At 72.9% G+C, this 14549-nt stretch carries 8 protein-coding genes; 4 read left to right on the top strand and 4 right to left on the bottom strand.

Going from position 1 to position 14549, the window contains the following annotated elements:
* Positions 1–267: 267 nt before the first annotated feature.
* Positions 268–1047 (bottom strand): TSUP family transporter, encoded by a 780-nt coding sequence (locus ACMA1D_RS03280; RefSeq protein ID WP_414722324.1) that lies wholly within the window; start codon positions 1045–1047, stop codon positions 268–270.
* 164 nt (positions 1048–1211) lie between these two features.
* A complete protein-coding gene (locus tag ACMA1D_RS03275; RefSeq protein ID WP_414722323.1) occupies positions 1212–2552 on the bottom strand; it encodes a TauD/TfdA family dioxygenase in 1341 nt (446 codons plus the stop codon).
* Between the two features lie 153 nt (positions 2553–2705).
* On the opposite strand from ACMA1D_RS03275, the gene ACMA1D_RS03270 reads away from it, so the two are divergent.
* From ACMA1D_RS03270 to ACMA1D_RS03260, 3 genes are all read left to right on the top strand, one after another.
* Positions 2706–3965 carry a cytochrome P450 family protein gene (locus ACMA1D_RS03270; RefSeq protein WP_414722322.1) on the top strand — a complete coding sequence of 420 codons (1260 nt, stop codon included), beginning with the start codon at positions 2706–2708 and terminating at the stop codon, positions 3963–3965.
* A 601-nt stretch (positions 3966–4566) separates the two neighbouring features.
* Positions 4567–5982 (top strand): helix-turn-helix domain-containing protein, encoded by a 1416-nt coding sequence (locus ACMA1D_RS03265; protein ID WP_414722321.1) that lies wholly within the window; start codon positions 4567–4569, stop codon positions 5980–5982.
* Positions 5983–6344: 362 nt separating this feature from the next.
* Positions 6345–9851, top strand: coding sequence for a M28 family peptidase (locus ACMA1D_RS03260; RefSeq protein WP_414722320.1), 3507 nt, complete (start codon positions 6345–6347; stop codon positions 9849–9851).
* 504 nt (positions 9852–10355) lie between these two features.
* Here ACMA1D_RS03260 and ACMA1D_RS03255 read toward each other — a convergent pair.
* A complete protein-coding gene (locus tag ACMA1D_RS03255) occupies positions 10356–11093 on the bottom strand; it encodes a hypothetical protein (protein ID WP_414722319.1) in 738 nt (245 codons plus the stop codon).
* An 839-nt stretch (positions 11094–11932) separates the two neighbouring features.
* On the opposite strand from ACMA1D_RS03255, the gene ACMA1D_RS03250 reads away from it, so the two are divergent.
* Positions 11933–13090, top strand: a complete 1158-nt coding sequence (locus ACMA1D_RS03250) for a PhoX family protein (RefSeq protein WP_414722318.1) — start codon at positions 11933–11935, stop codon at positions 13088–13090.
* On the opposite strand, the gene ACMA1D_RS03245 is transcribed toward ACMA1D_RS03250, so the two are convergent.
* On the bottom strand, positions 13056–14132 hold the full coding sequence (locus tag ACMA1D_RS03245) for an ArsR/SmtB family transcription factor (protein ID WP_414722317.1): 1077 nt from the start codon (positions 14130–14132) through the stop codon (positions 13056–13058). The genes ACMA1D_RS03250 and ACMA1D_RS03245 overlap by 35 nt on opposite strands.
* Positions 14133–14549: the final 417 nt, after the last annotated feature.

The raw sequence follows: 14549 nt of genomic DNA, 5'->3' as shown, positions 1-14549 counted from the left end.
GGACGGGCCTTGGGGCGCCAAGGTCACCACACACCTCCAGGAAGAACGGTCCTGCGCACGTCAACCGGCCCGTACGAGGTTCCGCCGGGCCCGATCGCCGCGCGAGCGATCAACTACGGAAAGTAGTGCCACGCGGTTGATCCTTTTACTCACGCACGGGCCGATTACCTCCGTTTCGGCCGTCTTGAATGCGCTAGGGCGACGCGGGGCGGGCGCCGCGCGCCGTGGCGGGGCGCCGAACGGGGCCGGGCTACGGGCCGCCCTCCCTCACGCCAGCCACTGGTCGTACGCCAACTTGCAGACCAGCGTGACCACGACCACGACCAGCACGACGCGGACGAAGCCGGTGCCGCGCCTGAGGGCCATGCGGGCGCCCACCATGCCGCCGGCGAGGTTGAAGACGGCGAGTGGGAGTGCCACCGACCACAGGACCGCGCCCTGGGCGGTGAACATGACCAGGGCGCCGGCGTTGGTGCAGGTGTTGACCACCTTGGTGGTGGCCGATGCGGTGACCAGGTCCAGGTGGAGGATCGCCGACAGGGCGATGACCAGGAACGTTCCGGTGCCCGGGCCGATCAGCCCGTCGTAGAAGCCGATGCCGAGGCCGGCGACGAGGATGGCCAGCAGGATGCGGTTGCGGGAGACCGGACCGGTGGCTGCGGTCGCGCCGAACGCGGGGCGCAGCAGGACGAACGTCAGCACGGCGAGCAGGATCACCATGATGAGGGGGCGCAGCACTGCGCTGTTGATGCCGGAGGCGAAGAACGCGCCGCCGAAGGAGCCGGCGACGGCCGCGGCGCCGATGCGGATCGCGGTCCGCACGTCCACCGGGGCCTTGCGGGTGTAGGTGATCGCGGCGGCCGTGGTGCCCACGATGGCGACCGCCTTGTTGGTGCCGAGTACGTGGGCGGCGGCCACCTGCGGCAGGCCCACCAGCAGGGCGGGGAGTTGGAGCAGGCCGCCGCCGCCCACCACCGCGTCGATCCAGCCCGCCGCTGCCGCCGCCGCACACAGCAGCACCAGCGTCAGTAGGGATATGTCGTGCATCGCAGCCCCTCAACCCCTCAGCCCCTCACGTCGGGCGGCCCCGCCCGCCGGGACCGCCCCTTGTCCAGCGCGCCGGCCGGGCCGCCGCACCGGCCGCTGCACCGACCGCCGGGGTCGGGCGCGACGGTGGGGTCGCGCGGCGGTCCCGGCCCCGGCGGGTCAGGTCAGGCCGTGCTCCGGCGTGCGTAGCAGCGGCGCAGCCAGCGCGCCCGGTCCGCGGCGGCCGGCTCGAACGGCAGCCGGCGGTGCATCACCCTACGGTTGTCGAAGAGGTGGAAGCCGCCCGCCTCCACCAGCACCGGAACGCCCTCGCAGCCGGCGACCCGGGCCACGAAGCGGTCAAGCGCGGCACGCGCGGCGGGGGTGCGCCCGCTGACCCGGCCGGGCCCGTACCGCAGTCCGGTGCCGCCGTCCGGCAGCGTCCACAGCAGCGGCACCCCGGTGCGCAGCGGCGGCCGGCCCGGGGGGAAGGCGCCCGCGCCCGTACCCGCATCGGCCCCGGTGCCCGCGCGCGCATCAGCAGCCGCGCCAGCACCCGCCTCCGGGCCCGTGCCGTACGACGCGTACGACTCCGGGGCGCTCACGTCGAAGTCCGGCTGGTGGAGCGCGGAGATCGTGGCGAGGGGGAGGCCGGCGAGCACCTCGTCGACGGGGAGCAGCCAGGTCGGGACGCGTTCGGTGTTGCGCATGCCGTAGAAGGTCAGGAAGTGCGGAATGGATTCTCCCGGGGTGCCGCCCGGGGCGTGGTCGAGCACCGAGTCGTCGGTGTGCCAGTCGAGTTCGGTGGCGTACCCCCACGAGGTCTGGCTGCGGGCGGCGCCGGCGCTGGGGGCGACGTTGCGCAGCAGCCGGCCGTGGTTCTCCCAGCGGAAGGCGACCGGTTCGAGGCCGAGCAGGCGCAGCAGCCCGAAGTGGACGAGGTTGGGCACGGTCAGCAGGGACTCGTCGCAGAAGCCGTCCCGGGGCGTCGGCACCTCGGTCACGGTCTGGGGCAGGCCGTCGAGTTCCAGCCAGGGCGTGGGGGCGCTGCGCCAGCGTTCGAGTTCGGCGAGGGCGGTGGCCGACAGCCGGCCGCGGAGCAGGCGCGCACCCTGCTCCAGGTAGTACTGCGGGTCCTCGTCGGGCAGTGGCGGGCGGGGTACGGGGCCGGCGCCGGCGGGTGCGGGGGCCGCCGCGGGGACCGCGTCACCGGCCGCGGGGACCGGAACGGGCGGCTCCGGAGCGGACGGGCGGGAAGCACGCTGGTCCGGGGCGGCCGGGCGGGAAGCGGGCTGGGCCGGGGCGGACCGGTCGGGGGCGGCGTGGGGGGCCGCCGGCTGGGGAAAGGGGGGCCGTGCTGTGCTGGGCTGCTCCGCGGCCTGGTGGGTGACCTGGGACGGGGCGGGTTCCGCGGCCGGGGCGGACCCGGCCGGCACGGCGCTCGGGGGCGTGGGGGCCGACATCGAGCAAGGGGCTGCGACGGGCCGGCGTCTGTGCAGTGGCCCGGGCGCGGGTGTTGCGGTCATGATCACGAGCCTAGGAAGCGCACGGCGCCACGTCCTCGAACCCGTCAAAGGTTGAGCTAGTTCTGAGCTTTCGAGCATGCGTACGGGATCAACGACGTACCTCCCGTGGCAGTCTTGGCCGGAACGGACCGGCACACCACGGGGAGATGGCCGATGACCGACCAACAGCGCTGTCCGATATCGCTTCCGCACCGCCTCGATCCCGGCGGCGCCCACCAGCACGCCGTCAACGCGGGCCTGCGCGAACACGGCGCCGCCGTACCGGTGATCCTGCCGGGCGAGGTGCCCGCCTATGCCGTCGTGCGGCACGAGGAGCTCAAGCAGTTCCTCCAGGACCCGGCCGTCGCCAAGGACTCCTGCCACTTCGCCGCCCTGCACGCCGGCGAGTTGCCCGCGAACTGGCCGCTGACGGCCTTCGCCACCGTCCAGGGGATGACCACGGCCGACGGCGACGAGCACCGGCGGCTGCGCGGACTGGTCAGCAAGGCGTTCACGCCGCGCCGGGTGGAGGCGCTGCGCCCGCGGGTGCGGGAGCGCACCGGCGTGCTGCTCGACCAGCTCGAAGCCACCGCGTCCGCGGCCCCCGACGGCGTGATCGACCTGCGCGAACACTTCGCGCTGCCGCTGCCGCTCGGGGTGATCTGCGAACTGCTCGGCGTCAACACCGAACACGAGAAGCATCTGCACGACTTGTCTCACTCCATCGTGAGTACCGCCGCCTCGCCGCAGCGGGCGCGGGCCGCGACCGAGGAGATGTACGCCGTGCTGTCCCAGGTGGCGGCCGAGCGGCGGGCCGCCCCGGGGGACGACCTGACCAGCGCGCTGATCGCGGCCCGGGAGGAGGGCGACCGGCTCACCGAGGAGGAGCTCGCCGCCACCCTGCTGCTGATGATCATCGCGGGGCACGAGACCAACCTGCACCTGATCACCAACGCGGTACGCGCCCTGAGCGCCCACCCCGAACAGCTCGCGCTGGCCCTGTCCGGCGAGGTGAGTTGGGACGCGGTGGTGGAGGAGACGCTGCGGTACGACAGCCCGGTCAGCTACTTCCCGTTCCGCTACCCGACCGCCGACCTGCCGGTGGGCGACACCGTCATCCCGCGGGGCGCCCCGGTGCTGGCCTCGTACACGGCCGCCGGGCGCGATCCGCTCGCGTACGGGCCGGACGCCGACCAGTTCGACGTCACGCGCACGACCGACGTGCGCAGCCTCGCCTTCAGCCACGGGGCGCACTACTGCCTGGGGGCGCCGCTGGCGCGCATGGAGTCGACGATCGCGCTGGAGATGCTGTACGCGCGGTTCCCCGGGATCACGCTCGCCGTGCCGGAGTCCGAACTGCCGCCGCACCCCAGCTTCATCGGCAACAGCACTCACACCCTGCCCGTCCGGCTCACGGGTGGCGGCGCGGCCTGATCCGGCGAGCGGCAAGTAGGCCGCGGCCTTGAGGTGACTCGACCGGGGGGCGTGCCCCCTCGGAACGGACCGGGGTGGCCCCGGCGCGCGCACGGTGATCACCTGCGCGCCCGGAGCCGCCCCGGTCTGTCGCGTTCCCGCGGGGACCGGCGGGGTGTTGGGGGGCGGAGTGGATCGGCGGGGCAGATCGGGGTGGGAGGGGATCGGGGTGGGAGGGGATCGGGCTCTGAGCGCGCCGGCCCCGCCCGGCCAACGCGCCACCTCCGTACGCCCAACGCGCCGGCCCCGTACACCCACCGCACCACCTCCGTACGCCCAACGCGCCAGCCCCGCCCCATCCCACGCCCACCGTCGTGAACCAGCCAGGCAGCGGCGACCGCGGCGCGGCGAGAACCGGCCACCTCGCCGCGGTGCGACATGGCGGGTTCGAAGACCATGCTCACGTCAGCTTTGGGTAAAGCTCGTATACGCCGTAATCCCTGAACCGTTAATCTCCGGGCTCAGCCGACGCAGCAGCATGCAGCAGCATCCGGTGGGTGAGACCTGCGAAAGCCGCCGTCGCCAGCGGGCGGCGGCGCGCAGTCACGGACAGGAGTTCGCCATGCCCGTCAAGGACGCCCCGGTGTCGGGGGTGTGGGCCGAGTTCGGACGACAGCTCCGGCACTGCCGGCGGCGGGCCGGGCTCACCCAACACCAACTCGGACTGCGCCTGGGCTACCACCACAGCCTGGTCAGCAAGTGGGAGAGCGGCAAACGGGAGCTGCCGGCGGGCCTGGTGCGCCGGTTGGAGGTCGAACTCGGCGCCGGGGGCGAGCTGTCGGCGATCGCCGCCGGGGCACACGGCTCCCCGACGGGCTGGCCCGGCGGCTCGCCGTGGGACACCGCGTCGCTGTTCCTCCCGGTGCCAGGCGGCCGGCAACCGGATCTGATCGGCCCGCTGACCGTGGACGACTGGCCGGCCCGGCTCTCCGCGCAGGGGCCGCGATGTCCGTTGCACGAGCGGGTGGACTGCGTCGTTCCGGGGCTCGGCGACACCCGGGCGCTCTTGGCCGAAATGCAGCGGGCTGCCGAGGACCGGTTGCCGATCTCCACCGACCCGGAGACCGTGCACGGACTGGCCGGACTGCTCGGCGCCCAGGCCCGGCTGAGCGTCGGCGCGCCGCCCACCGCGGCGCTGGCCAGCTCCGTCGAACGGGTGCTGCGCTCGGTGGTGGCCTGGGCCGAGGCCGTCCACCTCACCGGTTCCTTCCCCACCGTCCAACTCCGGCTGGCGGCGGACTACGCGCAGGTCGCGGGGCGGCTGCGGATGGAGCGCGGGCAGAGCGCGATCGCCATGGCCTGGTTCTGTCACGGGCTGCGCTGGGCGCAGAGCGCCGACGACGACGTGGCCCGCGGCATCCTGCCCACCGACCTGAGCACGCTGGCCAGGCTCGACGGCGATCCGACCGCGGCACTCGGCTACGCCCAGGGCATCGCGGCCGTCGACTCCGGCCGTGGCTGGATCATGACGCTGACCCACGCCTATCAGGCCCGGGCGTACGCGGCGCTCGGCGACGGCGCGGAGACCCGCCGTCAGGTGGCGCTCGCCCGGCGCCGGCACGCCGCGCTGACGGCGCGGGACGCGGCCGAGGCGCCGTGGCTGTGTGGCGTGGACGGGATGACGCGGGTCGAGTCGACGGCGGGCGGGGCGCTGCGCGACCTGGCCGCGGCCACCGGCGACCGGGCGACGGCCAGGGAAGCGGCGCGGGCGACCGCCGGCGCGCTGGCGCTGCTGCCGCCGCGGCTGCCGCTGGCCGAGTTGCTGCTGACGGTGCGCCTCGCCGACTGCCACGCCTGCAACGGCGACCCCGACACGGCGCTGGCGGTCATCGACCCCGCCATCGAAGGGGCCGTCCGCGCCCGACAGGTGACGATCTCCCGCGAACTGCGCGGCCTGGAGTTGCGGCTGGCCGGGCGCTGGGGCGAACTGCGCGCCGTACGGGACTTCCGCGACCGGCTGCGGACCCTGGACACCTGAGGACCGGCGACGGGCACCGCCCCGCTGACGGGCCCGCCCGACGGCACGGCCCGTCCAGAACGGCCCGTCCAGAACCCTCCGTACGGAACGGCCCGGCCTGACCACGGCCGGAACCACCGGCTACCACCGTCCGGATATCGGCCGCTGTTTTCCGGTTGTTGACAGAACCGCCATGTGCCCGGCGATCCGTTGACGCCGCCCGCCCCCGGATGTGACGGTGCGGCGGCTTAGTCATGGACATGTTGTGTGTGCCGCGGTGCGGCCGTGCCCCTGTCGGTCCGAAGCGATCCGCACCCGTCCCTGGCCAGGCGGCTCAACCGAACCTCCGCATCGTGCAGTTCGCGATCCCCCAAGGAGCCAACGTGCTACGAAGAATCACGGTGGTCGGCGTGTCTTTGGCCGTCACCCTCGGCATAGCCGCGCTGCCCGCCGTATCCACGGCGTCGGCAACCCCGGCGGACACCCCGCCGGCCGCCCCCGCCAAGTCCGCCGACCGGGCCGTTGCCGCCGCCGACAAGGCGACCGACAGCGGCCTGGACGCGCTGGCCAAGGGCCCGGACGAGGAGTTCCAGCGGCGCAGCGTGACGCCTTGGCTGCGCGGCCTGTACTCGGTGGCGTACGAGCGCACCTACCACGGGCTCCCGGTCGTCGGTGGCGACGCCGTCGTCCTCGCGGACAGCGAGGGCAAGGTGCGCGGCACCCAGTCCGCGTCCAAGGCCCGGATCAACGTCTCCACCACGGCGAAGATCACCGCGGCTGCCGCCGAGAAGACCAGCCGGGCCAAGCTGAAGAAGGTGGACCGGCGCGAGTCCCGGCGGCTCGTGGTGCGGGTCAAGGACGGGAAGTCGCACCTGGCCTGGGAGACCGTGCTCAGCGGCTCGACCGCCACCGCCCCCAGCCGGCTGCACGTCTTCGTCGACGCGCAGAGCGGCAAGGTCATCGACTCGTACGACGACGTGCGCGCCGGGACCGGCAACAGCAAGTGGAACGGCCCCAACCCGCTCACCATCGACACCACGGCCACCGGCGGTCAGTACCAGCTCAAGGACCCCAAGCGGCCCGGTCTGAGCTGTGCCGACTACAGCGGCGGCAGCGTGATGACGAAGTCGACCGACAGTTGGGGCACGGGCAATCCCACCAGCAAGGAGACCGGCTGCGTCGATGCGATGTGGGCGGCCCAAAAAGAGTGGGACATGCTCAAGGACTGGCTCGGCCGCAACGGCCACAACGGCAACGGCGGAAGCTGGCCGGTGCGGGTCGGCCTGAACGAGCTCAACGCCTACTGGGACGGCTCGCGGATCACCATCGGCCACAACCGGGCCAATGAGTGGATCTCGGCGATGGACGTCGTGGGCCACGAGTTCGGGCACGGGCTCGACCAGTTCACGCCGGGCGGTGCCAACAACGAGAACGGTCTCGGCGAGGCCACCGGCGACATCTTCGGCGCGCTCACCGAGGCGTACGCGAACGAGCCCTCCCCGTACGACACGCCCGGCGACTACCTCGTCGGCGAGATGATCAACCTGAGCGGCAGCGGCCCGATCCGCAACATGTACGACCCGCAGAAGGTCAGCAACCACCCGCGGTGCTACTCCTCCTCGATCCCGAACACCGAGGTGCACGCGGCGGCCGGCCCGCTCAACCACTGGTTCTACCTGCTCGCCGAGGGCTCGAACCCCGGCGGTGGCAAGCCGACCAGCCCGACCTGCAACAACTCCACCGTCGAGGGCGTCGGCATCCAGACCGCCGGCAAGATCTTCTACGGCGGCATGCTGCTGAAGACCAGCGGCATGACCCACAAGCGCTACCGCACCGCGACGCTGACCGCGGCCAAGGGCCTGGACGCGTCCTGCAACCTGTTCAAGAAGACCCAGGCCGCCTGGGACGCGATCAGCATCCCGGCCCAGGCCGGCGACCCGACCTGCACCAGCCAGGGCGGCGACTTCGCGGTGTCGGTGAACCCGGCATCGGGCAGCGTGGACGCGGGCGCCTCGGCGACGGCGACCATCGGCACCTCCACCACCAGCGGTGAAGCGCAGTCGGTCGAGCTGTCCGCCTCCGGCGCCCCGGCCGGCGCGAACGTGACGTTCACGCCGTCCTCGGTGACCTCCGGCGCCAGCTCCACGATGAAGGTGACGACCTCCGCGAGCACCGCGCCCGGCACGTACACCCTCACCATCACCGCCAAGGGCAGCGTCACGCACACCGCGCAGTACACGCTGACCGTCGGTGGCGGCAGCAACCCGGGCACCGGGGCGCCGGACATCGACGTGAACAAGGTCCGGGCGCACCTGACCGAGTTCCAGTCCATCGCCAGCCGCAACGGCGGCAACCGCCGCTCCAACGGCCAGGGCTACCGCGACTCCGTCGCGTACGTGAAGGGCAAGCTCCAGGCGGCCGGTTACACCGTCACCGAGCAGGCGTGCACCTCCGGTTGCAGCGCCGGCGCCGGCCCCAACCTGATCGCCGAGTGGCCCAAGGGCGACGACTCCAAGGTGTACATGTTCGGTGCTCACCTGGACGGCGTCTCCGCCGGCCCCGGCATCAACGACAACGGCTCGGGCTCGGCCGCGCTCCTGGAGACGGCCCTGACGCTGGCCGAGAAGAACCCGAACATGAGCAGCCGGGTCCGGTTCGGCTGGTGGACGGATGAGGAGCAGGGCCTGAAGGGCTCCAACTTCTACACCCGTTCGCTCTCCGCCGCGCAGCGGTCGCAGATCAAGGCGTACTACAACTTCGACATGATCGGCTCGGTCAACGGCGGTTACTTCATCAACCACATCACCTCCGCCGCCGCGCAGCCGATGAAGGCGTACTGGGACTCGCTCCAGCTCCAGCCGGAGGAGAACACCGAGGGCGCGGGCCGCTCCGACGACTACTCGTTCGAGCAGATCGGCATCCCGACCTCCGGTTACGCGACGGGCGCCAGCTACCGCAAGAGCGCGGCACAGGCCGCGAAGTGGGGCGGCACCTCGGGTGGCGCGTACGACCCGTGCTACCACTCCTCCTGCGACACCACGAACAACATCAACACCACCGCGCTCAACCGCGGCGTGGACGGCATCGCGTACACGCTGTGGGAGCAGGCCGTCTCCAAGGACACCCCGAGCGATGACTTCTCGCTCTCGGTCGAGCCGGGTTCGGGCAGCGTGGAGCCGGGTTCGTCGATCGGCGCCAGCATCTCGACGGCCACCACGCAGGGTTCGGCGCAGCAGGTGCGGCTGTCGGCCTCCGGCCTGCCGGCCGGCGCGCAGGCCGTGTTCGACCCGCAGACCGTCACCTCCGGCGGCAAGTCCGCGGTGAAGATCTCCACGACGGCGCAGACCCGGCCGGGTACGTACCCGATCACCATCACCGGCACCGGCGCCGTCACGCACACCGCCACCTTCAGCCTGACCGTCGGCGGCGGCGCCCCCGGCTGTGACGAGCAGTTGATCGTCAACGGCGGCTTCGAGAACGGCAGCGCGCCGTGGACCGGCAGCACCGGCGCGATCGGCGCGCAGGCCGGCCAGAGCCCGCACGAGGGCAGCCGGTACGCCTGGCTCGGCGGCTACGGCAACGCCACCAGCGACACCATCAGCCAGACGGTGACCGTGCCGACCGGCTGCGCCAAGGCGACGCTGAGCTACTGGCTGCACGTGGACACCGACGAGACCGAGAACACCCCGTACGACCAGTTCACCGTCAAGGTCAACGGCGCCACCGTGCAGTCGCTGAACAACACGGACGCTGCCGGCGGCTACCAGGAGCACTCGGTCGACCTGAGCCAGTACCTGGGCCAGCAGGTCACGGTCACGTTCACCTCGGTCGAAGACGCCTACCTCCAGACGAGCTTCGTCGTCGACGACGTCACCCTGAAGGTGAGCTGACCCGCACCCCACCGAACCACCGGCCGACCGCGCCCCGCTGCCCAGCGGTGCACACCACTGGGCAGCGGGCCCGCACCGGCCCGGTGAACCCGCCCCGCACGCCGGACCAGACCCGCCCGGGCCTCGCGCCCGACGAGCCGAACCCGGCACGCGGGACGAGCAACTGAGCCGTACGAGCAGCACAACCAGCACGACCGGCACGACCAGCACGGTATGAGCAGCGCCAAGCGTGGCTGCTCACGGCGCCGCCCGGGGAGTCCCGGGCGGCGCCGTCCGTGTGTGTGGGCGGTGCGGTGCGCACGGGGTGGCGTCGTCCGTGTGTGGGTGGCGTACGCGTCGCGTACGGGGTGGCGGTCCGCGTGTGGGCTGCCCATCTGTGGCGTGCGGGTCGCGCGGTTCGCGGGCTGCGTTCCCGTCGCGCAGGGAGCGGAGCGGTCCGTACGGGCCGCGCACCCGGTTCGTACGGGCCGTGCCCCGCCGGCGGAGCCCGCCCGTGGCGCGCCGTTATCCCAGGTCCGCCGCCCGTAGCAGCCGGCGGGCGCGGTCGTCGTCGACGTCGCGCCCCACCTCGGTGAGCAGCCAGCCGCCGTCGGTCAGCACCCGGCGGCGCCGGGCGGTACGGGCGCCGCGCTCCAGCGCGTGCCAGAGGAGCGGGTTGGCGTGCAGCACCCGCAGTCCGACCCAGGCCGTCGCCCCGTACGCGTCCCGCAGCAGCAGCCGCGGCACCACGCCGCCGACCAGGCGCACCGAGACCAGCAGGTCGGTGCGGACCGTGCGGCGCCGCAGCAGGGTGCGCGAGGTCAGCCAGCCGTCGCCGGCCGTGATCCGCGTCGGCAGGAGGACGGCGAGGAAGAGTGCGGCGACCGCGGTCCAGCACACCCCACGCGCGGGGTCCAGCGTTCCGTTGCCGAGGTCGACCAGCAGCAGCGCCGCGTACATCAGGGCGGCGAGCCCGGCCGCCGACCGCAGTTCGCGGCCGAAGTCGACGTCGCCGGCGCGGTACGGCGGACGGACGGAAGCGCCGGGCGCGCGGCCGGTGGTGGCGGCGCGGCGGGCCGTGGTGGCCCGCGGCGGCACCGGGGGTGCGGCACGGGTGGCCGCTTCGGGGCCGGCCACCGGCGCGCACGGACGCGGGTCCGCCGGGCGCCGGGTGAGTTGCCACGGCACCGCCGCGCCCCACCGCTGTCGGCGGACGGTGAAGGCCGCGCCGAGCGGCCGTTCGTCCTCTCGTCGCCTACGCATGTTTCGACCGTAGGACGCCCGCCGGGGGCTGCCGCGGTCGTTGACGGGGTGCTGATGCACCGATGGGCAAACCTTGATGCGCCGCTGATGACGGGCCGTGCCACCGCCCGCAACGGGGCCCGCGCCCCGCCCCACCAGCAGCAGCCGCCCGCCCCGCACCCCCACCACGCCGCGTATCCTCCGCCCCACGGCTGCGCTCTCTCTTTCCCCCCGCCGCCGTATTGCCGGGCGCCCTCGTCTCGCGCCCCCGTCCTGCTGGGCGCCGGCGGCGTGCGCCGGCCAGTTCCGGTCAAGACGGCCCGCCCGGGCCGCGCCCCTGGCGTCACCGCCGCCCCACCGCTGCCTCAGGGGCGGGCGCGGAGCCTGCGCGCGGGCCGGCCGGAGATCGGCCCGCTCCCTGCTCGCCCTCAGTCGGCACAGCGCGTCAAGCGGCGTGCGGGGCCCGGGTGAGCGCCCCAGAAATCGGCCACCGCGCCCCTGACGTTCGGCTTGATCACGACCCCTACGGTGCAGGTGGGACAGGCAATCGCCGGGTCGCGCACCCGCCGGAGGCGCCCGGTCCCGCGCCCGGCGCACGGCGCTCAGCAGCACTGATCACGTGCGGACAGCCGTGCCCGGACGCGCCGTCCGCACCGGAAGGGTTGGGACGGGGAAGGCCGGGCGAACTTCAGCCACCGCCGCACCCACCCCACGCCACCTTTTGTTGCTGCCCTGTCAAAACCGGGCCTATAGTCTCCGCGCCTTGCAGGCACTGACCTGCAATCCGCCCGGTGAGCTGGGCGGAGTCTGCCCGTCCGGCCACCCGGCCGTCGGCCGTCTTCGATCCCGTGGAGTGGACCGTGGAACGACGCACCTTCCTGCGTGGCGCAGTCATTGGCACCTCAGTAGCGACCTTCGGTGGCTCGCTGATGCGCGGCGCGGCCTATGCCGCCCCCGCCCAGCCCGGCCCCGGCCCGTACGGGGCGCTCGGCTCTGCCGACGCCAACGGCATCCGGTTGCCCAGCGGCTTCACCAGCCGCGTCATCGCCCGGTCCCGGCAGAAGGTCGCCGGGACCGCCTACACCTGGCACGACGCCCCCGACGGCGGCGCCTGCTTCGCGGACGGCACCGGCTGGATCTACGTCTCCAACTCGGAGATCAGCCCGAACGGCGGCGTCGGCGCGGTCAAGTTCAACTCCTCGGGCACCATCACCGGCGCGCACCGGGTGCTCTCCGACACCCGGCAGAACTGTGCCGGCGGCAAGACCCCGTGGAACACCTGGCTCTCCTGCGAGGAGGTCAGCCTCGGGTACGTCTACGAGACCGACCCGTGGGGCGTGAACGCGGCGACCCGGCGGGACGCGATGGGCCGTTTCAAGCACGAGGCGGCGGCGGCCGACCCGGTCCGCAAGGCGATCTACCTGACCGAGGACGAGTCCAACGGCTGCTTCTACCGCTTCGTCCCCACCACCTGGGGCAACCTCTCCTCCGGCACCCTCCAGGTGCTGAAGGCCGGCACCTCCAGCTCGGGCTCCTTCACCTGGGTCAACGTCCCCGACCCGGACGGTTCGCCGACCGCGACGCGCGACCAGGTCTCGGGCGCCAAGCGGTTCAACGGCGGCGAGGGCTGCCACTACGCGAACGACACCGTCTGGTTCACCACCAAGGGCGACAACCGGGTGTGGCAGCTCAACCTGACCAACAACACCTACGAGTTGGCGTACGACGACTCGCTGGTCAGCGGCACCGCCCCGCTGTCCGGCGTGGACAACATCACCGGCTCGTCCTCGGGCGACCTGTTCATCGCCGAGGACGGCGGCAACATGGAGATCTGCCTGATCACGCCGGATGACGTGGTGGCGCCGTTCCTGCGGATCGGCGGCCAGTCGGGCTCCGAGATCACCGGCCCGGCCTTCTCCCCCGACGGTCGGCGGCTGTACTTCTCCAGCCAGCGCGGCACCACGGGCAGTTCGTCGGGCGGCATCACGTACGAGGTGACGGGCCCGTTCCGCTCGTAACGACGGGTCTGTGCGGAGGCCGGTCCGCCGAGGGCGGGGCGGGCCGGTCTCCCGGGGCGCCGGGGCGCTCCCCCGGGCTGCCGCCGCGCAGCAGGGCGGCGCCCAGCGGGGTCAGCGTGTGCAGGACGGCGCTCCCCTGCCGGAGGGTGACCAGCAGCCCGGCGTCCCGCAGCACGGTGGCGTGCTGGCTGGCGGAGGCGAGCGAGACGCCGACCCGGCGGGCGAGTTCGCTGGTGGTGCAGCCGGCGCCGATGCCCTGGAGCACGGCCGACCTGGTGGAGCCGACCAGTTTGACCAGCGAGCGGGCCGGGGTGACCAGCGCGGGGCCCGCGGCGTGCTCCAGCGGGTAGACGAGCACCGGGGTGAGCGCCGGGTTGTGGAACGTCACCGGCGTGCGCCGGCAAAAGAACGAGGGCAGCAGGAGCAGTCCGCGCCCGTCGAGGTGCAGGTCCCGATCGACCGGGTAGTCCACTTCGAGCACCGGGGCCCGCCAGCGCATGGTGGCCGGCAGCGACTCCAGCAGCCCGTCCACGCCGCCGTCGAGCAGCGCCCGGCCGCGGGCCGCGCGGTCCGCCTCGATGCGGGCGTGCAGGTGCGGCCAGTACGGGGCGATGGCGGCCCGGTGGTAGTCGCGGAGGGTGTCGACGAGGCGGGCCAGTGCGCGGTCCGCGCCCTCGTCGCCGTTGGCCATCGGCCGCATCCAGGCGGGCAGCGGACGGCCGGCGGGTAACTGCGATATCTCGCTGCGCAACCGCTCCGGTGGGGTGGCCCGCACCGCTTCCATGGCCTCCTCGACGCCGATGACGCCCTCCGACGGCGTCAGGAAGTCGGGGAAATAGCCCCTTTGGGGCACCAGCGGCGCCAGCAAGCGCGGCTCCGAATTGAGCCGGGCGCGCGTTTGCGAACGCCATTCACCAAAGATGTTCTCCGCCTGTTTCTCGCGAAGTCGATGGAAACTTAAAATAGTTTCCCAAAGAGCGTCCGGTCGAGCGGCCATCCGCAGCCGCGCCAGATCCACGCTTGTGAAATGGACGCGCAGCACTAAACCCCCACATGTGGCATCCGTAGTTCCCCCAACCCCTGAGTATGCACCCCAACACAAGCAGTCACCACGCCCTTTTGGCCACAGTTGAAACGGGTCGCGCTCCAACATGTCCAACCGGAATGCTGGTCCGTGGGAAAAGGCAGGGGCATTTTCCCGGTGGGTGCTCAGGCCGGATTGCTCGTTCCCGTGGGGGGTAACGGGCTGCCGCTAGGCCGTTGAGCATCAGTTGCCGCCGCACATCTCGCCGGCGGCAACGGCTCCCGTGGGGGGAGTAGTAGGGGGCGGCGCCCCGCACAGGCGCCGCCCCCTTTCGTATGCCGGAGCCGTGTGCCCGCCGTAGTCCGCCTACGGCGAGGGGACCGGGTGCCGGGACTGAGGGTGGGTGTCTGCCGGCACGATCCCCGCTACGACGGG

The organism is Streptomyces sp. 796.1 (assembly GCF_047525675.1).
Lineage (GTDB): Bacteria > Actinomycetota > Actinomycetes > Streptomycetales > Streptomycetaceae > Streptomyces.
This window is presented reverse-complemented; position numbering and strand designations above follow the sequence as displayed.